Origin of the sequence: Phytoactinopolyspora mesophila (assembly GCF_010122465.1) — a bacterium.
Lineage (GTDB): Bacteria > Actinomycetota > Actinomycetes > Jiangellales > Jiangellaceae > Phytoactinopolyspora > Phytoactinopolyspora mesophila.
The window spans coordinates 290,575-314,069 of the sequence record NZ_WLZY01000001.1; the positions used below are offsets into that span (position 1 = coordinate 290,575).

Sequence of the window (23,495 nt, forward strand, 5' to 3'; positions counted from 1 at the left end):
TCCGTTCGGGCGGTTAGGTCGGCGGGGTCATGGCCCGCGTGACGCAGTCGCGGAGGAGGGTGCGGCGGCGGTCGTGGGCTTCGGTTGGTTCGTCGGCGGTGGCGGCGTAGACGTTGCTCACTGGTGACCAGGCCATGGACATCGCGATGACCATGGCCATCAGGTCGAATGGGTCACCTTGGCGAACGAGACCGGCTTTCTGGGCGTCGGCGATGGCTCTCAGCTTGGCGTCGTCGACCCGCTCGTTCTGGGCGACGAGGTGACCGGACGGGCGACGTTCCATCCGTGCCCAGGTGGCTAGCCGGATGAGGTCGGGCCGGCGCAGGTACTCGTCGTAGAGGCGCACGGCCCAATCCGCCAGGTTGGTGGCATCGATGGGCGCGACGTTCATGATCCGCTGCAATGAGCCGAAGAAGATCGCGTCGAACAGGCCGTCCTTGCTGCCGAAGTATGCATAGAGCTGGGCCTTGTTCGTCCGTGCTGCCCGGACGATTCGCTCGACCCGGGCGCCTGCGATGCCGTGCTCTGCGAACTCCTGCGTCGCGACGTCGACGATGCGCTGCCAGGTTGCGGCGCCCCGGTCTGTGGACGGCTGCTCAACCATGAACCCACCGTAATCGACAGAACAGTTGGTCTGCATCTTGGTTGGCTGCTATTCTGTAACAGACCGAACAGTCTGTTTGTGGGTGGGGATGAGAACTACGACGGGATGGCAGACGGCGGACTCTGCCTCTGGGCTTAACCGGGTGCCGCTTGAGCGACGCGACCTACGACCGGACGATGTCGCCGTTCGGGTGGACTACTGCGGCGTGTGTCATACCGACCTGCACGCCGTACGTTCAGGTGAGGGGCACCCGCTTGTTCCCGGGCACGAGTTCACCGGGGTGGTCACTGAGACCGGTCGCGCCGTCACGAAACTCGGCATCGGCGACCCGGTCGCGGTGGGCAACATCGTGGACTCCTGCGGTGTCTGCGCGATGTGCCGAGTCGGGCAGCAGAACTTTTGCCATGAGTTCCCGACGCTGACCTATGGCGGTGTCGATCGCGTCGACGGGTCGACCACGCTGGGCGGGTACGCGCGGGAGTGCGTGGTCCGCGAACGGTTTGCCCATGCGCTGCCTGCCGGGCTAGATCCTGCGTCCGCGGCGCCCTTGTTGTGCGCGGGGATCACCGTCTGGGAACCACTTCGCGCCCTCGATGTGGGCCCGGGAAGTCGGGTCGCCGTTGCCGGCCTCGGCGGGCTGGGCCATCTGGCTGTCAAGATGGCCGTCGCCCTCGGGGCGGCCATCACCGTCATCAGCCGCTCGCCGGCCAAGGTCGACGATGCACGGAAACTCGGTGCTCATGATCTGATCGTGTCCACCGACGAAGCGCAGCTGAATGGCGCACGCGAGCGGTTCGACGTCCTGCTCGACACGATCTCCGCCCCACATGATCTCGCCCCTTACCTGCGGTTGGTGGCCCTGGACGGCACACTCAGCCAGGTCGGCTACCTTGGGCCGGTCAGCGTGGCGACCATTGACCTTCTCATCGGCCGCAAGAGGCTGACCTCGGCGGGCAGTGGAGGCTTGCCCGCCACGGCCGAGATGCTCGAGTTCTGCGCAAGCCACGGCATCACCGCGGACATCGAACTGCTGCCGTCCGCACAGGTCAACGAGGCGCTGCAACGTCTTGCCCGCAACGACGTTCGCTACCGCTTCGTCCTAGACCTCTCCGACCTCGACTGACTTGTCCAGCCGCTGGGCCGGGTGGCACTGCGAACTTGATCAGGAGCGTGGACCGGCGGTGAAACGGAGTGGGGCCCGCATGCACGCTGCGTTCTCAGGGCCGTGCGGACGCGCGTATCGCCGTCGCGTCGATGCCGCCGAGTTCGAGCAGGACGACGTGGTCGTATTCCAGGCCTTTGGCGAGGGCCGCGGCAACGAGTTCTACACGTTCGCAGCCGGGCAGGACCGAATGGAGAGATTCGAGGACGTGCTCGGGCGCGATGACTCCGACGAGGCCCTCAGCGAGCAGTGCGCCTTCGATCTACGTTGGAGCCGGTCGGGGTAGGAGTAGAGCAGCCAGCCGGCACGCGAAGGCGTTCTTCACCGCGCCTGGCCATGGCATGGCCCAGGTTGTGGTCCGGCCCAGCGCCGTCTCGGGCGACGGCTCACATCGCTAGTCCGCCGCCACCGAAACGTCGTCGATGCGGGGCACTATGAGGCCGAGGCCGGTGTGGTCACCGAAGGCCACGGGCACATCTCGGAGGGTGGAGGCGTCGCGGAGTCTGCCGAGGCCGGGCCCTGCCTCAGCGGTCAACGGGCAAACCAGCGCCGTTCACGTTGGCGCCCTGTAGCAGGTCCGACTTGTCGACCGGCGGATCGGTGAAGACGTCCTCGACAAGATCGGCGATCTCGATCCTGGTCACGGTCATGACAAAACCTCCAAAGTGTGATCTCTGTCCGCCGGTCAGGCTCAGCGAAAGGAGCCCGTCTGGATACCGGCTGGCTGTGATGCCCGACGGCGGGCCAAGGTGCGCCGCCGAGCATTCAGTGCGGGAGCCTACTATAACGTTGCGGAAGGTTATCGAGCCGGGGACCAGCTGGCGGCGCGGGATGATACGGCCGCTCCAAGCTAGGCGCTCTCATCCGGAAGGTCTGGCAGATGCGGCCATAGGTCGCCGATTGTCCGGTAGGTAATGTCCGGCAGGGCATTGAGAGACTGCAGGACATCTACGGGTGCGCGATTAGCTGTGGCCCACGCCAGGAGGTCGGCCTTGCCCACGGATCGCGCATGGAATGCTTCCTGGACCGCTGCGGCGATGTGGGACCGGGCGACGTTCATGGCAATGGAGTCTACCCTAACGTTATGGAAGGTTGCGTTATGCCTGGTTTGGCATGCTGCCAAGAGGGCTGGGTTCGTGGTTGAGTCTTCCGTTCGGTTAACATTGGCCGTTTGTGGTCGTAGTTGTCGAGAGGTCCGTCGTGTCGTTGCAGCACATGCAAATCGGTGAGGTCGCCGAGCGGGTCGGACTTTCCCTGCGCACCATCCGGTACTACGAAGAGGTGGGCTTGGTGCGCCCGTCCGCCCGGACCACGGGCGGGTTTCGCCTGTATACCGAGCCGGATGTGGCGCGGCTGCGCCTGGTGAAGCGGATGAAGACCCTGGAGTTCTCGCTCGAGGAAATGGGTGACCTCCTGGGTGTCCTGGACCGGCTCGACGAGCCGGAAACAGATCCGGAGTTGCGTACGGAATCGATCGAACGCCTGGTGACATTTCGAGTTCTCGCGCAGGAACGATGCGCCGATCTGCGGAGTCAGCTGGAGACTGCCGAGTCGTTCGCGGCAGATCTGCGCGGTGAGATCTCGCGGCAGCGGCGGCGCGTGAAGGAGGTTCGATGAACTCGGTCGCTGGTGTAGACGCTGAGGCGACACGTCGTCGTACGTTCGCGGTGATCAGCCACCCCGACGCGGGTAAGTCGACGTTGACTGAGGCCCTGGCTTTGCATGCGAGGGTGATCGCGGAGGCCGGTGCGGTTCACGGCAAGGCCGGGCGCAAGGGCGTGGTGTCGGACTGGATGGAGATAGAGCAGGCTCGGGGTATTTCCATCACCTCCGCGGCCTTGCAGTTCGAGTACCACGGCAATGTGATCAATCTGCTGGACACCCCTGGGCACGCGGACTTCTCCGAGGACACCTACCGGGTGCTGGCGGCGGTCGATTGCGCCGTCATGTTGCTCGATTCGGCCAAAGGGCTGGAGCCACAGACGCTGAAGCTGTTCGACGTGTGCCGGCATCGTGGCGTTCCGGTTATTACGTTCATCAACAAGTGGGATCGCCCCGGCCTCGAGGCGCTGGCGTTGTGTGATCAGCTGGAGGAGCGGATCGGCCTCCGGCCGACGCCCCTGAACTGGCCAGTCGGCATCGCCGGTGAGTTTGCCGGTGTGCTCGATCGTGATGACGGGCACATGGTCGCCTTCGAGCGTGCGCCAGGGGGCGCGCGGCGCTCCGTCGAGCGGCGGCTCGAGCCGGACGAGGCCGAGCGCGAGTTCGGCGATCCATGGGTGACAGCGGTCGAGGAATCCGCGCTGCTGGACGAGTACGACGAGTCGTCGTTCCTGGCGGGAAAGACAACGCCGCTGCTGTTCGGCGCCGCGGTCGCCAACATCGGAGTACGGCAGCTGCTGGACGTGCTGGTGCGACTTGCGCCGTCACCGGCACCGCGGCCAGACCGGGAAGGTGTGCCCCGGCCGCTCGACGCTCCATTCTCAGGCTTGGTGTTCAAAGTGCAGGCTGGGATGGACCGGGCACACCGGGACCGGGTGGCGTTCGTCCGTATATGCTCCGGCAGGTTCGAACGTGGCTCCGTCGTCACCCACGCCGCGACCGGACGGCCATTCGCCACGAAATACGCCCAAGCGATCTTCGGCCGCGACCGAGACACGATCGACGTCGCCTATCCCGGAGACATCGTGGGGCTGGTGAACGCCACGGCGTTACGGCCGGGGGACACCTTGCACGATCGGGAGGCTCCGGTGGAGTTTCCCGGGATGCCGTCGTTCGCGCCGGAGAACTTCGCCGTGTGCCGAGTGGCCGACACGAGCAAAGCCAAGCAATTCCGTAAGGGCATCGAACAGTTGGACCGCGAGGGCGTGGTGCAGGTGCTCCGGTCCGACCTGCGGGGTGACGCCGCCCCGATTCTTGCGGCGGTGGGGCCGCTGCAGTTCGAGGTGACCGCGCACCGGATGGAGAACGAGTTCGGCGCGCCGGTTCGGCTGGAACGCCTGGCGTATTCTCTGGCTCGTCGGACCCGGCCGGAGGACCGCGAGGCGTTGGATGCCGAACACGACGTCGAAGTGGCTGAACGCACCGACGGTGCGTGGCTGGCGTTGTTCAGTGACAAGTGGCGACTCTCGTCGGTGCAGCGTCGCCACCCCGACCTGCTTCTGGAATCCTTGGTCGCGGGCGACGTCGAGGTCTGAGCGTCGGCCCGGCACTTCAACTGCCCGCGTTGTCACAGTGAGGACGACGACGTCTGCGGGGCGGCAGGCCGGAGACACGATCATGCTCAAGTGTGAGCGCTGCGGCACCGAATGGCGACGAGGCGACACTCGTGCCTTCTGCTCACCTCAGCCATCCCCGTTGTGTTCCCCGGACGCCGGCCTGGAAGCGACTACGAGCGCCTAACGTCTCGCTGGCGTCGGGTGGCATCCTATGCGCTCGTGTTATCTCAGATTGGGGTGAGCTCCAGTGCCGGAACTGCGCTTTTGGCCGGGCGAGGGATCCTTGCCCTGTTCGGCGCACTGTTAGCAGCGATGTTATGTGGCTTCTTGATTTACGAATTTATGCTTTACCGGAAGCGTCGTGGTGTTCCGTGTGGGTGTTTCGGCGGAGAAATCCGGTTACCAGGGTTTCAATTGGCAGAACCGCGCTCATGGCGACGGCGATTACAGTGGGTGTTCCGGTTATCGTAGTCGCCGGCTTCGTCCCGAGCTGGTTGCAGATAGCGGCAATCTTTGCTGTCGGCGTCGGCGGTGCACTGATGGCTCGAATTCTACCGGAATGTACCGTCTTCATGGTCCGACATTCGACACACAGGTAGCGGTTCAGAGTCGCCCGCCGTTTGCTCGATAGCCCCCGCGCGGTCAAGATCACTCAGGGTCCGAGATCTGCGGGACTCCCTCAGCGTGGGTCAGGTGGTTCGGACTCGACGCCAGCCAAGCCAGATTGCCATGGACACTACGGCGAAGACACCGAACATCACGGGTAGCACCCAGGTTAGGTCGACGAACGTGCCGGCGAGTCCTCCGAGAACGGCCCCAAGTACGGCTCCGGCCAGCACTGCGACGGATGCCGGCAGCAGCCAACGGGGCAGCTCGACTCTCAGGCCCGTGCCACTCGTGGTGCTCCAGCCATGTTGCTTGACACGTCGTGCCAGGTAGATCGCTATGAAGGCGGCGAGGACAATGAGGGCTATTCCCAAACCGAACATTCCTGCCGCACGCGCCACCGGCGTATCTTCGTGCCTCGCTGACTCGCCGTTCGGCCCGACGATCTCCACGGCCTCACCGTTGAAGAGGGTGACGGTGACGTCATGGCCTGCACCCGAGAGGCCGAGGCGGTCGGCTGCGCCCGATGATATCTGCACCACAACATCGCCCTGGAAGAGCCTGGTGCCTTCTGGTGCGTCGGGAACAGCGACGTAGATGAGGGCCGTTGTCTGGCTGCCCCCCTGCTGGGGTGGGGTGCCAGTTGTGCTGTCTCTGCGTGCCGTCGTTGTCCCTGGCAGTTCGGCTTGACAGTCGCCGGAGGCCGCACCTTCTTGGCACGTCGGTGCATACGCGAAGCGTGCCATCGTGGCGAGATCTCCAGGTGCGTTGGCGGCAACCAGGAGGATCAGCACAAGCACCGGCGCGAGGGTCAGCGAAAAGGCCCAGGCTGGAATGATGCCGAGCGAGCTCAGGGTTCCAGACTTCTTTGACTGAGCCATTTGCCCTCCGTCTTCGCATGCTTGGCGAGACTTTAGCACTCGTGTGCTAAAGGGATTACGAATTTCGTAGTGCAAGATGACAGGAGTCAGCACCGCAAAGCGGCCATCGGTGGCAAACGCGCTGGCAAGCTACGTCAATGGGCCACGAGAACGGGCGGCCAATCAGGTCTGGCGGTATTGAAGTCGAGTTTTGGTGGACCCGCAAGGGACACTCGAGCTGCATCCACTGCCCGACGACGTGATCGCAATGCTCAGTACACCGGGCACAGCGCCGGCGCTCCACCATGGCCGCGGGTGTCCTCCTCGCCGGAGCCGGCGGCGCGCACCCGATCAGCGCTCGCTTCAGGAGAGCAGCGGTCGCTGGTCTGGGCGAGGATCCCGTTCGGGTCGGGCGTCTCTCCCCACGGGCAGAGACGAAGTTCTGACCACAGGTCGATGTGCGGTGAGACGGCGTGCCTGTCGAATTGGTGCCATGTTCACCACAGAGGCTCATTCGGGCGCTGACCTGGTCGTCACCGTCCGCGGACTTACCAAGTCGTACGGCGCCCGAACCGTCGTCGACAATCTCGACCTCGATGTGCACGCCGGTGAGGTGCTCGGCCTCATTGGCGCCAACGGGGCCGGGAAGACAACCAGCGTCGAATGCATTCAGGGGCTGCGGCGGCCCGACGCCGGCGAGATCCGGGTGCTGGGTCTGGACCCGACCCGGGACGCCGACCGGCTGCGGCCACAGATCGGCAGCCAGCTGCAGAGCTCCGGACTGCCCGACCGGCTACGGGTTGCCGAGGCCGTCGCGCTCTTCGCAGGACCCCAGGCCGCCGACGGCGACCGGCTGCTGGAGCAGTTCGGCCTCGCGTACCGACGAAAGTCGCCGTTCGCGGGCATGAGCGGAGGCGAGCGGCAGCGGCTGTTCCTGGTCCTGGCACTGCTGAACAAGCCGCGGCTGGTGATACTCGACGAGCTCACCCAGGGACTCGACCCGGCTGCCCGGCGCGAGGTCTGGTCGGCGGTAGCTCAGCTGCGCGACTCCGGCGCGGCGGTGCTGCTCGTGACCCACGAGCTCGACGAGGCGGAGGCGCTCTGCGAGCGCGTGGTCGCGATGCGCGATGGCCGGGTGCTCGACCAGGGGACGCCAGCCGAGCTCATCGCGCGGCATTCCCACGAGGTGGTCATGCGGTTCGGGCTGGCCGCTGCCGGCGCGCCGGCTGATCTTCAGCAGACTGCCTACACCCTGCAGGCTCTGAACCGGCTGCCCGGGGTCACCAGCGTGGCCCGGGAGCGCGGCGACGTCGTGATCCGCGGCACCCGCGAGGTCATCGCCCAGGTTGGCGCCTGGCTCGTCAGCACCGGCCGACCGGCTCCCGCCGACCTCCGAGTCGAAATCCCCGACTTGGAATCTGCCCTGCTCAACCTGCTCGATAGCGACGAAACCGACCGGATCGGAGTGGCTTCATGACCACCACGACTCTCGACAACGGCTCCCCGGGCGGCGGGAAAGACAACGACGCGCGCCGTCGGCACCCCTCCGCCACCCGCCGACTGCTCACCGCCGAACTGCGGCTACTCACCCGTGCCCCGCTCACGCTCACGTTCGTGCTGGGTTTCCCGATCATCTCGATGCTGATCATCGGTGGCGTCTTCGGCACTGAGCCGGACGAGGCATTCCCGGTCAACCCGTCGCACTGGTACGTCGCGTCGTACTTCACCGTCGTGATCGGCGCGACCGGCCTGATCATGCTGCCCGTGCACATCGCGTCCTATCGCGAACTCGGAGTGTTGCGCCGCTTGGCGGCATCAGGCTTCCCACGCTGGTCATTCGCACTCGCCGAACTGGCAACGGGACTGGCAGCGATCGCGGTTGCCGGACCATTGCTGGTGGCGGTCGCGGCGCCGGTGTACGGGCTGCCCGACATCGAGGATCCGCTGCGGGTCGCGGCAGGCATCCTCGCCGGCTCGATCGCCTTCATCAGCATCGGCGTCCTGCTCGGCACGCTGCTGCCGTCGGCTCGCGCAGCGCAGTCGATCGGGCTGATGCTCTTCTTCCCGTCGTTCCTGCTCGGCGTAGGCGGCCCGCCGCCGGCCGTCATGTCGGAGCCGCTGCGCGAGATCGCCGAGAAGCTGCCGCTCGCATTGGCGACCGACGCCATCCGTGAGCCCTGGCTCGGTATCGGCAACGGCACCGGCCCGCTTCTCGCGGTCGCGGCGATCGCCGTCGTGGCGTCGGCGCTGGCGGCCCGACGAACGGCGCTGTGAGCCGGGCCGGAGTCTATGCTCGTGGCCATGACGATCGAGCACACAGCGCGAGTCGCGGCACCAACCGCGCTCGCGCTGTTCGCCATCGTGGGCGCGGTGATGAGCGATGTGCCGATCCTGGTGGGCGTGGGGATCGCGGGTGTGGTATCGGCCGTCGCCGCCGTCCTGGCCTGGGAGCACATCACCGGTTGGCCCCTCGCGGCTACGCTGGCTCCGCTGGTGGTGGCGTCGTGGTGCTCGGCCATGGCCAGTCGGCAAACCTCGTCTGGATGTGCCTGTGCATCATCGCCGCCTGGATGGCGCTGACCTCGGCGCTGCCGGTGGTCCTCACGGCGGGCGGCATTCTCGGCGCCATCGTGATCTCGGAGTGGATCCAGGAGACCGAGGAGCCCGGATGGGCGGCGTGGTTCGTCGGAACCGCGTTCACGCTGATCGCCTGCACATTCGCTCGGCGACTGCGGATGACCGTTGAGGAGCTGCGCGAGGCACAGCACCAGCTCGCGGAGCGCAGCCGCGCTGAGGAGCGAAACCGGATCGCCGGCGAGGTGCACGATGTGCTCGGCCACGTGCTCACGGTGTCGTTACTGCACATCGGCAGTGCACGGCTCGCGCTCGACGAAGAGCCGGACGAAGCCCGGCGCGCGCTGGGGGAGGCCGAGCGCCTGACCCGCGAGAGTCTCGACGAGGTGCGGTCGTCCGTGGGGTTGATGCGCGCCGACGGCCGAGGCGAGACGGCGCCGCTACCGGACGCGACCGCGATCCCAGAGCTCGCTGAATCGTTCCGGCGGGCCGGGACACGGGTCGAGGTCACTGTCGAGGGAGACCTTGCGGCGTTGGGCTCCACCTGCGGGCTCGTGGCGTACCGGATCGTGCAGGAGGCGCTCACCAACGCCGCCAAGCATGCTCCCGGCGAGCCGGTGGATGTGCGGGCGGCGGTGACGGTCGACGATGCGACCGTGACCATCACCAACAATTGCTTTGTGGACGGCGCGGCGGTAGAGGGAACCGGTGTCCGCGGGATGCGTGAGCGCGCGGAAGGAGTCGGAGGACGGCTCACGGCTGGGCCGTCGATCACCGGCTGGGCCGTCGAGGCGGTGTTGCCTGTATGACAGCCGTGGTCAGGGTGTTGCTGGTCGACGACCAAGAGTTGGTACGCACCGGACTGCGCGGGATCCTGAGGTCGCGGTTCGGATTCGAGATCGTGGGCGAACTCTCGAGCGGCTCGGGCGTAGTCGAGGCGGTCCTGTCCCTCGCGCCCGACATCGTGCTGATGGACGTGCGGATGCCAGGGGTCGACGGCGTGGAGGCGACCCGACGGCTCCGGGAGGTTGCGGACAGCCCGCCGGTGATGGTCCTCACCACCTTCGAGGACGAGGAGATCCTCGCCGGCGCACTCCGCGCTGGGGCAGCGGGATTCCTGTTGAAGAGCGTGCCGGCGGAGGATCTGCAGCGCGCGGTCCGGGTCGTGGCCGCGGGCGACTCATGGCTCGACCCCGCGGTGACCGGGCGGGTGCTGTCGGCGTACCGCGACGGATCGGTGCCGGCACTCCCCGGCGCCGAGGTCGACATCCTCACCCCGCGCGAGCGGGAGGTGATCGCCCTGATCGGGGCGGGCCTCAGCAACACCGAGATCGCAGCCGAGCTGACCCTGGGCGAGGGCACGATCAAGACCCACGTCGGCCACATCTTCACCAAGCTCGGCTTGCGCGATCGGGCCGCCGCGGTGGTGTTCGCCTTCGACCACGGCCTGGTTCAGCCGGGCCGGCGCGGATGAATCCACTGACCGCGCGGACCGGCGCCCTAGTCCGGACAGATGAGCCTGGGAGGGCGAAAACGGTTGAGACCGAGGCTGTGGAACGCGTTCTTGCCCGGCTGCACCGATGTGAACGACTTAGAACCCGCGCGGGTTCTTAGGCCCGCGGGCCGAGGTCGCGTCCACGGATGCCGGCGCCAAGTTGCTGTTCGACACCTGCACCGTCACCATCGCCTTGCCCGCCACCCATGACTTGGCCTCGTGATCCTGTGAACGATCACATCCCTGGCGGGCCGGTTGTTATCGCTCACAATCGAAATCGGTCAATGGTTGATCTCCGCGTAACGTGACGGAGATCGAGGAGAAGATGCCTATACGGTGCTGATTTGCGGCCCATGCGGCCTCGGAGCCTCGGAGTGGACCAGCGGTCCAGTTGGCGCTTGTTGCCGTACTGTTACCGTTAACATCTGTCCTCCAGCGGAATGTGAAGGTTAACATTCGACGCACGGAGCGGGCCCTTACAAGCGGCTACGCGCAGATTCCGGCGTCAGGGCCGGATCCAAACGAACCGAGGAGGTTCGAGGATGAGGACAAAGAAGACTCTTCTCGCCGGTGTTGCGCTGCTTGGGGCCGTGACCCTGATGGCCAGCGGTTGCGGGGGTTCAGGCACGAGCGACGACGGTGCCAGCACGTCGAACGATGACGACGGCGCGAACGCGTCGACCGACGACGGTGGTGCATCGAGCGGGGACGGCCTCATCACCGTCGGCTTCGCCCAGACGGGTTCCGAGAGCGGATGGCGCAGCGCCAACACCGAGTCCATGCGGGAGGCGTTCTCTGAGGAGAACGGCTTCGACCTGGTCTTCAACGCGGCTGACAACGATCCCGCCGCCCAGATCTCCGCGGTGCGCAGCTTCATCAACCAGGAAGTGGATGCCATCGTCATCGCGCCTATCGTCGAGGACGGCTGGGACGACGTCCTTCAGGAGGCGCAGGAAGCCGGTATCCCGGTCGTCCTCGAGGACCGGACCGTCTCGTCCTCGGACGACCTGTATGAGGCCTGGGTAGGGCTCGACTTCCGGCACGAGGGTGTCATGGCCGGCGAGTGGGCCGCGGAGACGTTCGGCGATACGCCGACCAACATGGTGGTCCTCGAGGGGACCACCGGATCGGCGCCCGCCAATGACCGTGCGGCGGGATTCGCGGAAGCGATCGAGGGAACCGCGATCACGGTGCTGGATTCGCAGACCGGCAACTTCACCCGCGCGGACGGCAAGACCGTCATGGAGGGCTTCCTGCAGAAGCACGGGTCTGACATCGACCTCCTCTACGCCCACAACGACGACATGGCCCTAGGCGCGATCGACGCGATCGAGGCCGCAGGCCTCGTCCCGGGCGAGGATATCCAGATCGTGTCCATCGACGCGGTGCGAGACGGCATGCAGGCGCTGGTTGACGGCAAGATCAACTACATCGTCACGTGCTTCCCACTGATCGGCGACCTGGTCGCGGAGGTCGTCGCGGACGTCGTGGCCGGGAATCCGGTGGAGAAGGTCCAGTTCTTCGAGGACCGGCCGTACACGCAGGAGGAAGCGGCCGAGGTCATCGACGAGTGGCAGTACTGATCCAGCAGCTTCGTGAGGGAGCCGGCTACGCGTCGGCTCCCGACCAGCTCCACCGGGAGTGAAGAATTGACGAATCACAAACCTGCGGGCACGGATGTCGCCATCGTCGAGATGCGCGGCATCACCATCGGCTTTCCCGGCGTCCTGGCACTCGATGGCGTGGACTTCTTTCTGCGTCCCGGCGAGGTGCACTCGCTCATGGGCGAGAACGGAGCCGGCAAGTCCACCCTGATCAAGGCGCTGACCGGTGTGTACGCGATCGACAGCGGTTCGATCGCGGTGGCCGGGGAAGCCCGGATCTTCGCCAGCACGGCCGACGCTCAGAGAGCCGGAATTTCGACGGTCTATCAGGAAGTGAATCTCTGCGCGAACCTGTCGGTCGGCGAGAACGTGATGCTCGGGCACGAGCCGCGTAACCGGCGCGGGATCGACTGGAAGGCCGCGCACCGCATGGCGGTACACCATCTCGAACATCTCGGCGTCCGGATCGACTCGAAGTCGGTCCTGTCCAGCCATTCGATCGCCATCCAGCAGCTAGTGGCGATCAGCCGGGCGATGGTCCTCGACGCGAAAGTGCTCATTCTCGACGAGCCGACGTCGAGCTTGGACCGCGGCGAGGTCGAGCAACTGTTCGCCGTGATCCGGGACCTGCGGGACCGCGGGGTCGCGGTACTGTTCGTGAGCCACTTCCTCGACCAGGTCTACGAGATCTCGGACCGGATAACCGTACTGCGCAACGGACAGCTCGTGGGTGAGTACTTGGTGAAGGATCTGCCACGCGGGGAACTCGTCACCAAGATGATCGGGCGGGAGCTCGACGAGTTGGAAGCGATTTCTACCAAGGCCGATCGGGTGATCGATCGAGAGGCGGCGCCCGTGTTGCGTGCGACGGGGATCGGACGACGGGGGGTGGTCGAGCCGGCTGACGTCGACGTCTTCGGCGGCGAGGTGGTCGGGATCGCCGGGCTGCTGGGTTCCGGACGCACCGAGCTCGTCCGCCTCCTGTGTGGAGCCGACAAACCCGATTCCGGCCATATCGAAATGGACGATCGGCCGGTGAGGCTGCCGACGCCGCGTCACGCGATAGCCAACCGCATCGCCTTCTCTTCGGAGAACCGACGGGCCGAGGGGATCGTCGCGGATCTGACCGTGGCCGAGAACATCGTGCTCGGCATCCAAGCGCGTCGCGGCTGGAGACGCCGCATCCGGCGCAGCGAGCAGAATGCGATCGTGACCGAGTACATCAAGGCCCTCGGTGTCCGGCCGGCGGACCCGGACCAGGTGGTCGGAAACCTGTCCGGGGGCAACCAGCAGAAAGTGCTCCTTGCGCGGTGGTTGGCTACCGCCCCCAAACTGATCGTCTTGGACGAGCCGACCCGCGGTATCGACGTCGGTGCCAAGGCCGATATCCAGCGCAAGGTCGCGGAGCTGTCCGCGCAAGGGCTCTCGGTGATCTTCATCTCGGCGGAACTCGAAGAAGTGCTCCGTTTGGCGCAGCGCATCGTCGTGATGAGGGACCGCCGCATGATGGGCGAGCTCGATTCGCACGATATCGATCTCGACGGGCTCATCGACTACATCGCCAACGGGAGCGAGGGGAGTGCAGCGTGAAGGACATCCTGAAGCATCGGCTGATATGGCCTGTTGTCGCGCTCATCGCGCTCATTGCGATCAACACAGCCACCCGCCCGACCTTCCTGAGCGTGACGGTACGCGACGGGCAGCTGTACGGGTCGCTCATCGACATCCTGCGCAACAGCGCACCGCTCATGCTCGTTGCGCTCGGCATGACGCTCGTCATCGCCACCCGCGGTATCGACCTGTCCGTGGGCGCGATCATGGCGGTGTCCGGCGCGGTGGCGCTGACCATCATCGATGCGTCCGCCACACCGAACAGCCCAGCGACGGTCGCGGTCGCGATCGCGGCCGCCATTCTCGTCTCACTCGTGCTGGGTACCTGGAACGGGTTCCTGGTGTCGGTGCTCGGTATCCAGCCGATCATCGCAACGCTCGTGCTGATGCTTGCCGGACGTGGTATCGCGCTGCTCATCACCGGCGGTTTCATCACGACGGTGAACAGTGACCCGTATAAGTTCATGGCGCAGGGCTACATCGCCGGGTTCCCGTTCGCGTTCTATGTGTCCGTCTTCGCCGTCGCGGTCGTCGCGCTGGTCGAGCGTCGTACCGCTCTGGGCATGCTGACCGAAGCGGTCGGCATCAATCCGAAGGCGAGCCGGCTGGCAGGTGTGCGCTCGCGTGGCATCATCTGGGGCGCGTACATCGCCTCCGGCGCACTTTCCGGAATGGCCGGAATTCTGTACAGCTCCAACATCATGGCCGCTGACGCCAACGCTTCCGGGTTATTCATCGAGCTCTACGCAATCCTCGCGGTGGTGCTCGGCGGAACCGCCCTGACGGGCGGAAAGTTCAGCATTGCCGGCACTGTGATCGGTGTCCTCACCATCCAGACCCTCATCTCCACCATCACCTTCCTCGGCGTACCACCGCCGGTGAGCCCGGTCTTCATGGCCACCGCGGTGATCATCGTCGTGCTCCTGCAATCGTCACGTGTGCACAACGCTGCCCGGGCTTTCGTCGGCTTGTTTCGCGCGCGCGGTGAGCCACCAGCGCGGAACGACACGGCGAACGGAGCGGGCACGGCGACGGATGCCGGCGCCCAGTCGTTGGGTGACACACCGGAGCGGGACGACACGAAGGTGGCGCGATGACCAGACTCGAGACCCCGAGGAACGCGCGGCGCGGGCCCTCCGGGTCCTTCGGCGCCTTCATGAGCCGGCGCTCCTCGCTCATGCCGACGTTCACCGCACTCGCGATCCTGCTCCTGCTGCTCGGCGGCGCCCATGCCTACTTCGGCAACTTCGTGACGCCATCGAACCTGTCGGCGCTCCTCCTGGACAACGCGTACCTGCTGATCCTCGCCGTGGGTGTGACCCTGGTCATCCTCACGGGCGGGATCGACCTGTCGGTCGGCTCGGTCATGGCGTTCACCGGCATTCTGTGCGCGAAGCTGCTCAGCGACGGGGTGCCTCCCATCATCGTCGTTCCCGTGATGATCGCGGGCGGAGCTCTCATCGGGCTGCTCCTCGGGGTCCTGGTGCAGTACTTCGACGTTCAGCCGTTCATCGCCACGCTCGCGGGGTTGTTCCTGGCCCGGGGGCTTGCCTTCGTAGTCAGCCAGTCGTCGATGCGCGTCGAAGATCCGGCAATTCTGTGGCTTCAGTCGGAACGGTTCCGGCTTGGTGACTGGTACATCACGCCCACCGGCATCATGGCCCTGCTCGTCGTCGCCATCGGCGTGTTCGTCACCCAATGGACGCGGTTCGGGCGCACGATCTACGCGATCGGTGGCAGCGAGCAGTCCGCTCGGCTCATGGGTTTGAACGTCGCGCGCACCAAGGTGCTCGTGTACCTGATCAGTGGAGTGTGCGGCGGCCTAGCCGGGCTGACCCTCACGGCGTACTCGGGTGCGGGTTATCCACTCAACGGTGTGGGCACCGAACTCGACACCATCGCGGCCGTCGTGATCGGCGGAACCCTGCTCACCGGAGGCACCGGCTACGTCATGGGCTCCATGATCGGTGTGCTGGTGTTCGGGACGATCAAGTCGGTGATCTCGTTCATGGGGGCCGAGCAATCGTGGACTCGCATCATCATCGGAACACTCCTGCTCCTGTTCATAGTCGTCCAACGGGTGATCGTCGCCAGGTCGGAACGGGGGCACTAGTGTCCCACGTTGCGAGACGCACGGGATAATAGCCAGATGGACGGGGCAACGCCGCTCCTGGAGGTTTCCGGGGCCACTGTGCGTTTCGGGGCCGAGACGGCTCTCGACGGGGTCGACTTCCGGTTGTTCCCCGGCGAGGTGCACTCGGTGATGGGCGAGAACGGGGCCGGCAAGTCGACGTTGATCAAGGCAGTCACAGGCGCCTTGCCGATGGATGCGGGCGTCTTGCGTATCGACGGCCGGACCACGCGGTTCGCCGCACCCCACGATGCACAGCACGCCGGTGTCCGTACCGTCTATCAAGAGATCGACCTGCTGCCCAACGTTTCGGTTGCCGAGAACATCATGCTCGGACGTGAGCCTCGCCGGTTCGGCATGATCGATTGGCCCAAGACGCGGCAGATCGCCACATCTGCCCTCGGCGAGCTCGGGCTCGACGTCGATCCCGCCTCGAAGCTGGGCATGCACTCGCTCGCCGTCCAGCAGATCGTCGCGATCGCCCGCGCGATCTCGACGGACCTCAAGGTCCTTGTGCTCGACGAACCGACATCAAGCCTCGACCTTGACGAGGTCGCGGAGCTTTTCCGGGTGATCCGCGAACTGAAACTCAAAGGCGTCGCCATCCTGTTCGTCTCGCATTTCCTCGATCAGGTCTACGAAATCTGCGACCGGGTGACGGTGCTGCGCGACGGCAGGCTGGTTGGGGAGTACCTGACCCAAGAGGTGCTGCGCATCGACCTCGTCCAGGCGATGCTCGGACGCAGTGCCGCGTCGCTTTCTTCGATACCCCGTACAGACTCACCGGACGACGAGGTCGCACCGTACCTCAGCGCACGAGGCGTCACGTCGAACCCGGGTATCGAGGACGCCGACGTGGATCTCCGGGAAGGCGAAGTGCTTGGTGTGGCCGGGCTGTTGGGCTCCGGGCGTACCCGGCTGGCCCGCGCCATCACCGGTGTCGACCGGCTCGACGCGGGCATCATCCGCATCTCGGGAAACCCGCACCACCCGCACGGACCGCACGAAGCGATGTCGCTAGGCGTCGTATACTCCTCGGAAGACCGCCGCGCCGAAGGGATCGTCGACGCGCTCAGCGTCCGGGAGAACATCGTGCTCGCCCTGCAGGCCGACCGGGGGATTCTGCACCGCATCTCCTCGGCTCGGCAACGCGAACTCGCGGCCAGCTGGATCGAAGCTCTCGATATCCGGCCTCCCGATATGGAACGTCCGGCCGGGACGCTGTCCGGCGGCAACCAGCAGAAGGTTCTCCTCGCCCGGTTGCTTGCGTTGTCGCCCAGAGTGCTCGTGCTCGACGAGCCCACGCGGGGCATCGACGTCGGCGCGAAGGTCGAGATCCAGAATCTCGTGGGTGATCTCGCGGGCAACGGCCTCTCGGTGATGTTCATCTCCGCTGAACTGGAGGAAGTACTGCGTGTGGGCAATCGCGTCGCCATCCTCCGGGACGGGCGCATCGTCGACACCGTGCGGTCCGACGACCTCACGGCCGATTCACTGCTGGCGATGGTGGCGCACCCGGATGGTGCCGATGAGTGAGGCGCGGCAGTGAGCGCCGAGGAAGAGCCGACGAAGGCAGCGAACATCTTCGACGTCGCCCGGCTGGCCGGCGTTTCGCACCAGACCGTATCGCGGGTGATCAACAATCTGCCGAACGTCAGGCCAGCGACGCGTGCCAGGGTCGAGAAGGCGATCGCCCAGTTGCGATACAGTCCGTCTCCCGCGGCGCGTGCCCTGGTCACCCGGCGCACCCGCACCATCGGCCTGATCGTTCCCGCGGTTTCGGACTACGGTCCTACCTCCATCGCCATCCACTTCAACATCGCGGCCCGCGCCGCGCGATACAGCGTCGACACCGTCAGCGCCGTCGATGTCGATCCGGCCAGCACCCGGATGCTCGTCGAAGGCATGCTGCGCCGGCGGGTCGACGCGATCGTGCTCGTCGTGAACGACATGGCGGTTCTCGAGGTCGTGCACGCTCTCGACCTCAACATCCCGCTGGTCGCCGCCGCGGCGACGATGCGGCGCGATGCGCATCTTGTGTCGATCGACCAGTATCGTGGTGCGCGCTCCGCGGTGCGCCATCTCGCCGAACTCGGTCATACGCGAATCCTCCATATCGCTGGGCCCACTCGCGCTCCCGACACGATCGAGCGGATGCGCGGATGGCGTGACGAGCTGAGTGCTCGCCGGCTCGAAATCGTCGAGCCCGTCCACGGGGAGTGGACGGCAGCGAGCGCATACACGCTGGGACTCGAGCTCGACATCCGACCGGATAGCGCGGTCTTCGTGGCGAACGATCACATGGCGATCGGTCTGCTCTCCGCGCTGCGTGAGCGCGACATTCGCGTTCCTGAGGACGTCAGCGTCGTCGGGTTCGACGACGTGCCCGAAGCCGGGTATCTCGTCCCCTCGCTGACGACGGTGCGCCAGGACTTCGCCGCACTCGGTGAGCTCATCATGCAGAAGGTGCTCATCTCCATCGAGGAACCCGACAGCGTCACCGAGGACACCCCTCTGGCCACGCGTCTCATCGTCCGGCAGTCGACTCGGGCCGTCGACCTGCCGGACAAGCCGGTCGATCCGCTCCTGCCCGCGCCTGCTAGGGGCGCCTAGAACCAGTAGCGCGGCGGCGACGGCGGCAAGTGACCTTTTCACGCCCGCCGTGCAGCGTGCGCCTTCGTCGGATTTCGGTCGCCTAGCCGGACGTGCGCAGTGTGGCGTCCAAGGCGGCCATGAGCTGGGCGGCCCGACTGACGCCGGCCGGTGCGGGCGGGTATCTGTGTAGGACGCTGATCAAGGCAGGAGTGGCGCGCTGGTGGGCATATTCGATCATTTTGTCCCCGATGACGGGCTCTTCGCCAGCCACGATCTCGGCGATGCGTGCTGCGTTCGCTGCGGCGCGAAGAATGTGGGCCACTTGGTGGGCTTTGGCGATCGGGTGGAGGTAGGCGGCGGATGCAGCGTCTCCGGCGGCTTGCGCGGCCAGGCGGGAGACTTCGGTGGAGGCTTCTCTCGCGGCGCGATGCGCATCCATCGACGTGACGCGCTGGAGCTTGGTCCTGCGCGCACCGTTGACGAATTCCCAGGCAGCGTCGAGGGCGGCGCGTGGGCGAGGATCGTCGGGGTGGGCGTTCTCGAAGAGGGGGAGAACATCTTGTGCTGACTCGGCCGCGTAGCGGGCTACCTCTCGCAGCTCGTCATATGTCAGTTCGAAGTCGCCGGTCACGCTCGTCACATTCCGATCATCTCACCGCCGGATGGAGCGAACAGCGGAAGCCCGCAGCCACCGGTGACGACGAAACCGTCGCCGCCCGACGATTCGCCGCCCGACGTGGCACCCCACGATTGGCTGTCGGTGCAGTCAGGTCCGCTTCCCGGGCCTGTCCCGTCAGGCTGGCCGCGGTGACGGCCTGTTCTCGCGGTTGAGGTTGGGTTTCTGTGTGTTTGAGGCGTGGGGCTTTGGTTTAGGTCGGTGACCTTGTCAGTGGCGACGGATAGGCTCGAACGTATGTTCGATGATGGTGTTTCGGGTGATCGTCCACCCCATGTTTTGGCGGGGGTGCTGGACGCGGCTGAGGCTGTCTTCGACGAGGCCCTCGATGTAGATGCCTCGCTGGTGGGTGATGACGACCTGGTGGAGGTTCTCGCTCGGTGTCACGCGCTGGCTGCCCGCCAGGGCGAGCTGTTTCTCCGGGTGCTCGCCGAGGTCGACACTCGGGATCTCGGTCGCCGCCTCGGCGCGTCCTCCACGACCGCCTGGGTGCGTGATGCCCTGAACATCCGTCCCGGGGTGGCGAAGTCCTCGGTGGATCTGGCCCATCGGCTCACGCCCCCGGTCGAGGCTGACGACTACGCCGCCACCCCCGACGCCGGCGCGCGGCGCGGGGCGATGCCGGCCACCCGTGCAGGCCTGGCTGCTGGGGAGGTGTCGCTGGACCACGCGACCGTGATCGCCAAAACCATGGCCCAGCTGCCCACGGACATCAGCGCCGAGGACGCGGCCCGCGCTGAGGCCGATCTGGCCGCGTTCGCCACAGAGCACGACCCGGCCACGCTGCAGCGCCTGGCCACTCACCTGCTGCACGTGCTGTCCACCGACAGCCTCGAAAACCGTGAAGAACGTGCCCAGCGCAAACGCCGCCTGCGCCTCATCGACAATGGTGACGGCACTGTGCGCATCACCGGCCTACTGTCCACCGAGGGCGCCGCCACCGTGCGCACCGCTCTCGACCCGCTCGCAGCGCCCCAGCCCGGCGAGAACGGCGAACGTGACCCCCGCGCACCCGACCAACGCCTCGCCGACGCACTCGTCGAGCTCTGCCAACGCCACCTGCAAGCCGGCACCCTGCCCACCAACCACGGCCACGCACCCCAGCTCCTCCTGCTCGCCGAACTGTCCACCCTGCTCGGCACCACCGGCACCGGTCCCGCCGCGGCGGCCTGCGCCCAGACAGATCCAAGCGGCGAGAACACTACCGAGGCCACATGCACCACCGGCGCCAGCTGCGCCGGCCAGCAGCACCGCAGCAACCAGGATCACCGGGACGACAAGAGCGACGGCCGCGGCAACGGTGACGGTATCCACACCGGTATCCCCGGCAGGCAACCCGAACCCGACCCGGGGTCTGCCGGCTGCGGTCACACCGCCCGTTCACCCAGACCGGCGCGGCAATGGCTGCGAGATACGTGGGCCCAACGCTTCGGCGTCGCGCCGGCAGAACTCGGCTGGGGTGGCCCCATCTCCACCGAGACACTGCGGCGCATCACCTGCGACGCCAGCATCACCCCGGTGCTCGTGGGTCCACACGGTGTCCCCCTACGAGTCGGGCGCGCCGAGCGCATCGTCACGCCCGGCATCTGGACCGCGCTCGTAGCCCGCGACCGCGGCTGCGCGTTCCCCACCTGTACCCGGCCACCGGCGTGGTGTCAGGCACACCACATCCGGCATTGGTCTGATGGTGGTGGTACCGATCTGGAGAACATGGTGCTGTTGTGTGCGCACCACCACCGGGTGATTCACCACGGCGGCTGGGACGTCCACATCGGACCGGACGGACACCCCGTGTTCGTGCCACCGCCCTGGATAGACCCAGACCGAACCCCCAGGCGCAACACCCGGCCCCGCCATGACCACCAGCCGCCGCCATCCGGTGAACACCCAGGCGAAAGCGACGGGCAACGCACTCGGCGACACCGAATGCGGCCACCACCACCGGACACCTGACACCTCAGCCCGTCCGTGTTCGGTCGGTGGGGGTGCTCGGCGGCCTTCTTCACGCATGGGTGTCGGCGGTGACGACACGGCGAACTGTACAGGCAAGCGATGCCGCTGCCAGTGCGGTGAGCATTAGGGCGATCGCGGCGGCACCGTGACCGGCGCCGCCGGCGATGGCTCGTCCGAGAATGGCGGCGGTGAGTGTGGACATGGTGGCGGTGGCGATCGCCTCGATCAGGATCTCCAAGGCGGCCGCCTTCGCGGGGGAGACGTCGTCCACTTCCTGGGGTATGTCGACGATGTGGTTGATCGTGTCGAGGTAGGTCAGTCCCATTCCGACACTCGCTAAGGTCCAGCCGAACAGGACGATCTGCACTGGCACGGTGATCCCGTCTATGAGCAGGACGGCTCCCGTCGCGACCATCCCGGTGACAAGGAACGACGCGCCGAGCGTCGAACGCCGCACGTAGGCCCGGGCGGCCTGGGCCGGCCACTTCGCCACCGCCAGGCCCGCGAATGCCCAGCCGAGACCGCCACCTGCCAGGACCACGCCCACCTCGCGGGCAGTGCCGTCGAGCAGGTCGTGAACGATGATCGCGATGATCGCCCCGCATCCGAAGTACGCGGCTGTCAGCAGGCCCATCGTCGCAAGAGCAGCAGGGCGCCCGGGGCGCGCGGTCAGGGTCCCGCTGGGCAGTAGGCGTCGTGCGGCGAACAAGGTAGCAGCTATGCCGACCCCACCCACGGCGACGGCCACACTCGTCGGCAGTGTCTGCAACCCGACCAGGGACAGCAACGCCACACCACCGGTGAGGATGAAAGCCGACCCGATCGCGAGGCGTTCCTCACCCCCGGGATTCAGGGTTCCCCGCAACTGGCGGGCGATAATGACACGCGCGATCACGAGCAATGGAAGGTAGAGCACCAGCGCCCACCGCCAGCTCAGCACCGACGCTACCCACGCCGCGTACATGGGGCCGACGAACGAGGTGATGACCCACATCACGTTGTACCCGGCGAGCACAGCGCGTCGCCATCCGGTCGGAAGCACCGTGACGATCGCGGCCAGCGACACCGACGCCAGCGCACCGGCCGCGAGTCCAGAACACGCCCGACCGAGGACGAAGACACCTACGGACGGGGCCAGTGCGGCGACCACGCCACCCGCCACGCTGAGCAACGTCAGGTGCAGCAACAGCCGGTCCACCGCGAAGCGCTGGAGCAGGTACGGGCCGAGCGGCAATGTCAAGAACATCGCGATCTCGGCCGCCCCCGTCATGACGCCGTAGAACTCGTGCGCGTCAAGATCGGCGCCGACCAGCGGGATCACCGTACGCAGCAGAAACGTCTGCATCCCCGCAATGAACTCCACCATGAGAAGCGCGCCGGCCAGGAGGCCGTACCTGACCGCCCGCCCCTCGCCCACACCAGCACGCTGCCCAGTCATGGCTCACACCCCGGCTCGCGTCGGTAAGGACCGGAACTTCCCGAGCGCACCACCCGTGGCAGTGGGGGAGTGTGCGCCCCGCGATCTGGTCCGACGCCGAGCGTGGCAGGTGAATTCAGTGCGAAGTAGCTGACCGAGACCACCTCGATTGCACCTTGGCCGTCACGAAAAGGCCACAGCATAAGGTCAAATTCGAGTAGAGAAAACCGCCCGCCGGAAATCGTGTCCGGGGGCGCTTCCTGGCCTCACGTAACGCTTCGGGCGGTTCGACGACGGCCAAGCGTTACGTGAGGCCACGAACCTTCGGCGCAGGCAGATCGCGCGCAGCGCCAGGTGGCCGAGCGCTGCGCGGCGACATGTGCACTCTTGCTTGTCGTGCCACGGCGCTGGAGCGGGCTATTGGTTGTCGAGCTTCGCCGCGATTTCGTCTTTGGTCATTGAACTGGTGCCGGTGACGCCGACATTCTGCGCTTGCTGGGCTAGTTCTTCTCTGGTTGCCTGGCCCGGCTGTCCGCCCAGGTGCTTGGAGCGTTCCTGAAGGAAGGCTTTGCCGAGTTCGTGGCGGCGTTGATCGGACAGCCGCTCCCGCATGCCGGGCAGGACGGTTTGTTCCTCTTCTTCGACGTGATGGTTCACATCTTCGACCAGCTGGTTGAACAGTTGCTCGAATTTGGAGGAGTCGGTCTCCAGTTCTTGCAGCTGCGTGAGCACTTGCTCGGCTTCCTGATGTTCTTCCTGGCTGTGGGCGACCTCGTCGTGCTCATCCGCCTCGTCGCGTGCCGCGGGATAGACGTGGAGCTCTTCGGCCCGGCTGTGCGCGATCAGCAACGCTGTCACTACGGGAAGGAACAGCGGCCTCTTGTCGGGATCGGCCTGCATCTGCTCGAACAGACGCTCTACTTCACGGTGGTCCTGCATGATCAAATCAACGACGTCCAGCCGCGCGCTCATCAGCACCTCCTATTTCG

24 protein-coding genes are annotated in these 23,495 nt (G+C 66.3%); 17 read left to right on the plus strand and 7 right to left on the minus strand.

What is annotated here, in order from left to right:
* Positions 1–13: 13 nt before the first annotated feature.
* Complete coding sequence (locus tag F7O44_RS01305; RefSeq protein ID WP_162448387.1) at positions 14–604, minus strand: TetR/AcrR family transcriptional regulator; 591 nt, start codon at positions 602–604, stop codon at positions 14–16.
* Positions 605–692: 88 nt separating this feature from the next.
* Between F7O44_RS01305 and F7O44_RS01310 the strand changes: the two genes are divergently transcribed.
* Together F7O44_RS01310 and F7O44_RS01315 are read left to right on the plus strand one after the other, a co-directional pair.
* Entirely contained in the window at positions 693–1,727 is a 1,035-nt protein-coding gene (locus F7O44_RS01310; RefSeq protein WP_162448388.1) for an NAD(P)-dependent alcohol dehydrogenase, read from the plus strand.
* A gap of 79 nt (positions 1,728–1,806) precedes the next feature.
* Complete coding sequence (locus tag F7O44_RS01315; RefSeq protein ID WP_162448389.1) at positions 1,807–2,052, plus strand: hypothetical protein; 246 nt, start codon at positions 1,807–1,809, stop codon at positions 2,050–2,052.
* A 238-nt stretch (positions 2,053–2,290) separates the two neighbouring features.
* On the opposite strand, the gene F7O44_RS30865 is transcribed toward F7O44_RS01315, so the two are convergent.
* Both F7O44_RS30865 and F7O44_RS01320 read right to left on the minus strand, forming a co-directional pair.
* On the minus strand, positions 2,291–2,416 hold the full coding sequence (locus F7O44_RS30865; protein ID WP_281353361.1) for a hypothetical protein: 126 nt from the start codon (positions 2,414–2,416) through the stop codon (positions 2,291–2,293).
* Between the two features lie 200 nt (positions 2,417–2,616).
* Positions 2,617–2,826, minus strand: a complete 210-nt coding sequence (locus tag F7O44_RS01320; protein ID WP_162448390.1) for a DUF2795 domain-containing protein — start codon at positions 2,824–2,826, stop codon at positions 2,617–2,619.
* A 155-nt stretch (positions 2,827–2,981) separates the two neighbouring features.
* Between F7O44_RS01320 and F7O44_RS01325 the strand changes: the two genes are divergently transcribed.
* From F7O44_RS01325 to F7O44_RS32245, 3 genes are all read left to right on the plus strand, one after another.
* Entirely contained in the window at positions 2,982–3,383 is a 402-nt protein-coding gene (locus F7O44_RS01325; protein ID WP_162449255.1) for a MerR family transcriptional regulator, read from the plus strand.
* A complete protein-coding gene (locus F7O44_RS01330) occupies positions 3,380–4,963 on the plus strand; it encodes a peptide chain release factor 3 (protein ID WP_162448391.1) in 1,584 nt (527 codons plus the stop codon). The genes F7O44_RS01325 and F7O44_RS01330 overlap by 4 nt, the downstream gene beginning before the upstream one ends.
* A gap of 111 nt (positions 4,964–5,074) precedes the next feature.
* Positions 5,075–5,455 (plus strand): MauE/DoxX family redox-associated membrane protein, encoded by a 381-nt coding sequence (locus tag F7O44_RS32245; protein ID WP_425501316.1) that lies wholly within the window; start codon positions 5,075–5,077, stop codon positions 5,453–5,455.
* 218 nt (positions 5,456–5,673) lie between these two features.
* Here F7O44_RS32245 and F7O44_RS01335 read toward each other — a convergent pair whose 3' ends face one another.
* Positions 5,674–6,471 carry a hypothetical protein gene (locus tag F7O44_RS01335; protein WP_162448392.1) on the minus strand — a complete coding sequence of 266 codons (798 nt, stop codon included), beginning with the start codon at positions 6,469–6,471 and terminating at the stop codon, positions 5,674–5,676.
* 472 nt (positions 6,472–6,943) lie between these two features.
* Between F7O44_RS01335 and F7O44_RS01340 the strand changes: the two genes are divergently transcribed.
* From F7O44_RS01340 to F7O44_RS01390, 11 genes are all read left to right on the plus strand, one after another.
* Positions 6,944–7,927, plus strand: a complete 984-nt coding sequence (locus F7O44_RS01340) for an ABC transporter ATP-binding protein (RefSeq protein ID WP_162448393.1) — start codon at positions 6,944–6,946, stop codon at positions 7,925–7,927.
* Positions 7,924–8,724, plus strand: coding sequence for an ABC transporter permease (locus tag F7O44_RS01345; protein WP_162448394.1), 801 nt, complete (start codon positions 7,924–7,926; stop codon positions 8,722–8,724). Before F7O44_RS01340 ends, F7O44_RS01345 begins: the two co-directional genes overlap by 4 nt.
* A gap of 27 nt (positions 8,725–8,751) precedes the next feature.
* Complete coding sequence (locus tag F7O44_RS01350) at positions 8,752–9,030, plus strand: hypothetical protein (protein WP_162448395.1); 279 nt, start codon at positions 8,752–8,754, stop codon at positions 9,028–9,030.
* On the plus strand, positions 8,994–9,833 hold the full coding sequence (locus tag F7O44_RS01355; protein WP_162448396.1) for a sensor histidine kinase: 840 nt from the start codon (positions 8,994–8,996) through the stop codon (positions 9,831–9,833). Before F7O44_RS01350 ends, F7O44_RS01355 begins: the two co-directional genes overlap by 37 nt.
* Positions 9,830–10,498: a response regulator gene (locus F7O44_RS01360; RefSeq protein WP_162448397.1), complete on the plus strand. Its 669-nt coding sequence runs from the start codon at positions 9,830–9,832 to the stop codon at positions 10,496–10,498. Before F7O44_RS01355 ends, F7O44_RS01360 begins: the two co-directional genes overlap by 4 nt.
* Before the next feature lie 563 nt (positions 10,499–11,061).
* Positions 11,062–12,102, plus strand: a complete 1,041-nt coding sequence (locus F7O44_RS01365) for an ABC transporter substrate-binding protein (RefSeq protein WP_162448398.1) — start codon at positions 11,062–11,064, stop codon at positions 12,100–12,102.
* Between the two features lie 111 nt (positions 12,103–12,213).
* Positions 12,214–13,713: an ATP-binding cassette domain-containing protein gene (locus F7O44_RS01370; protein ID WP_162449256.1), complete on the plus strand. Its 1,500-nt coding sequence runs from the start codon at positions 12,214–12,216 to the stop codon at positions 13,711–13,713.
* Positions 13,710–14,831: an ABC transporter permease subunit gene (locus F7O44_RS01375; protein WP_162448399.1), complete on the plus strand. Its 1,122-nt coding sequence runs from the start codon at positions 13,710–13,712 to the stop codon at positions 14,829–14,831. Before F7O44_RS01370 ends, F7O44_RS01375 begins: the two co-directional genes overlap by 4 nt.
* Positions 14,828–15,847 (plus strand): ABC transporter permease subunit, encoded by a 1,020-nt coding sequence (locus tag F7O44_RS01380; RefSeq protein WP_162448400.1) that lies wholly within the window; start codon positions 14,828–14,830, stop codon positions 15,845–15,847. The genes F7O44_RS01375 and F7O44_RS01380 overlap by 4 nt, the downstream gene beginning before the upstream one ends.
* 36 nt (positions 15,848–15,883) lie before the next feature.
* Positions 15,884–17,401, plus strand: a complete 1,518-nt coding sequence (locus F7O44_RS01385) for a sugar ABC transporter ATP-binding protein (RefSeq protein ID WP_162448401.1) — start codon at positions 15,884–15,886, stop codon at positions 17,399–17,401.
* Between the two features lie 9 nt (positions 17,402–17,410).
* Complete coding sequence (locus F7O44_RS01390; protein WP_162448402.1) at positions 17,411–18,478, plus strand: substrate-binding domain-containing protein; 1,068 nt, start codon at positions 17,411–17,413, stop codon at positions 18,476–18,478.
* Between the two features lie 82 nt (positions 18,479–18,560).
* Here the strand turns inward: F7O44_RS01390 and F7O44_RS01395 are convergent, their stop codons facing one another.
* On the minus strand, positions 18,561–19,100 hold the full coding sequence (locus F7O44_RS01395) for a putative immunity protein (RefSeq protein WP_162448403.1): 540 nt from the start codon (positions 19,098–19,100) through the stop codon (positions 18,561–18,563).
* Between the two features lie 273 nt (positions 19,101–19,373).
* Here F7O44_RS01395 and F7O44_RS29520 point away from each other — a divergent pair, with 273 nt between their 5' ends.
* Complete coding sequence (locus F7O44_RS29520; RefSeq protein ID WP_222850941.1) at positions 19,374–21,089, plus strand: HNH endonuclease signature motif containing protein; 1,716 nt, start codon at positions 19,374–19,376, stop codon at positions 21,087–21,089.
* Between the two features lie 49 nt (positions 21,090–21,138).
* On the opposite strand, the gene F7O44_RS01405 is transcribed toward F7O44_RS29520, so the two are convergent.
* On the minus strand, positions 21,139–22,527 hold the full coding sequence (locus F7O44_RS01405) for an MFS transporter (RefSeq protein WP_162448404.1): 1,389 nt from the start codon (positions 22,525–22,527) through the stop codon (positions 21,139–21,141).
* 396 nt (positions 22,528–22,923) lie between these two features.
* Positions 22,924–23,478 (minus strand): hemerythrin domain-containing protein, encoded by a 555-nt coding sequence (locus F7O44_RS01410; protein WP_162448405.1) that lies wholly within the window; start codon positions 23,476–23,478, stop codon positions 22,924–22,926.
* Positions 23,479–23,495 lie beyond the last annotated feature (17 nt).

Coding starts and splice junctions, on each gene's coding strand:
- F7O44_RS01305 (WP_162448387.1), bottom strand. CDS start 604: ATGGTTGAGCAGCCGTCCACAGACCGGGGCGCCGCAACCTGGCAGCGC.
- F7O44_RS01310 (WP_162448388.1), top strand. CDS start 693: ATGAGAACTACGACGGGATGGCAGACGGCGGACTCTGCCTCTGGGCTT.
- F7O44_RS01315 (WP_162448389.1), top strand. CDS start 1,807: ATGCACGCTGCGTTCTCAGGGCCGTGCGGACGCGCGTATCGCCGTCGC.
- F7O44_RS30865 (WP_281353361.1), bottom strand. CDS start 2,416: ATGACCGTGACCAGGATCGAGATCGCCGATCTTGTCGAGGACGTCTTC.
- F7O44_RS01320 (WP_162448390.1), bottom strand. CDS start 2,826: ATGAACGTCGCCCGGTCCCACATCGCCGCAGCGGTCCAGGAAGCATTC.
- F7O44_RS01325 (WP_162449255.1), top strand. CDS start 2,982: ATGCAAATCGGTGAGGTCGCCGAGCGGGTCGGACTTTCCCTGCGCACC.
- F7O44_RS01330 (WP_162448391.1), top strand. CDS start 3,380: ATGAACTCGGTCGCTGGTGTAGACGCTGAGGCGACACGTCGTCGTACG.
- F7O44_RS32245 (WP_425501316.1), top strand. CDS start 5,075: ATGGCGACGAGGCGACACTCGTGCCTTCTGCTCACCTCAGCCATCCCC.
- F7O44_RS01335 (WP_162448392.1), bottom strand. CDS start 6,471: ATGGCTCAGTCAAAGAAGTCTGGAACCCTGAGCTCGCTCGGCATCATT.
- F7O44_RS01340 (WP_162448393.1), top strand. CDS start 6,944: ATGTTCACCACAGAGGCTCATTCGGGCGCTGACCTGGTCGTCACCGTC.
- F7O44_RS01345 (WP_162448394.1), top strand. CDS start 7,924: ATGACCACCACGACTCTCGACAACGGCTCCCCGGGCGGCGGGAAAGAC.
- F7O44_RS01350 (WP_162448395.1), top strand. CDS start 8,752: ATGACGATCGAGCACACAGCGCGAGTCGCGGCACCAACCGCGCTCGCG.
- F7O44_RS01355 (WP_162448396.1), top strand. CDS start 8,994: ATGTGCCTGTGCATCATCGCCGCCTGGATGGCGCTGACCTCGGCGCTG.
- F7O44_RS01360 (WP_162448397.1), top strand. CDS start 9,830: ATGACAGCCGTGGTCAGGGTGTTGCTGGTCGACGACCAAGAGTTGGTA.
- F7O44_RS01365 (WP_162448398.1), top strand. CDS start 11,062: ATGAGGACAAAGAAGACTCTTCTCGCCGGTGTTGCGCTGCTTGGGGCC.
- F7O44_RS01370 (WP_162449256.1), top strand. CDS start 12,214: ATGCGCGGCATCACCATCGGCTTTCCCGGCGTCCTGGCACTCGATGGC.
- F7O44_RS01380 (WP_162448400.1), top strand. CDS start 14,828: ATGACCAGACTCGAGACCCCGAGGAACGCGCGGCGCGGGCCCTCCGGG.
- F7O44_RS01385 (WP_162448401.1), top strand. CDS start 15,884: ATGGACGGGGCAACGCCGCTCCTGGAGGTTTCCGGGGCCACTGTGCGT.
- F7O44_RS29520 (WP_222850941.1), top strand. CDS start 19,374: ATGTTCGATGATGGTGTTTCGGGTGATCGTCCACCCCATGTTTTGGCG.
- F7O44_RS01405 (WP_162448404.1), bottom strand. CDS start 22,527: ATGACTGGGCAGCGTGCTGGTGTGGGCGAGGGGCGGGCGGTCAGGTAC.
- F7O44_RS01410 (WP_162448405.1), bottom strand. CDS start 23,478: ATGAGCGCGCGGCTGGACGTCGTTGATTTGATCATGCAGGACCACCGT.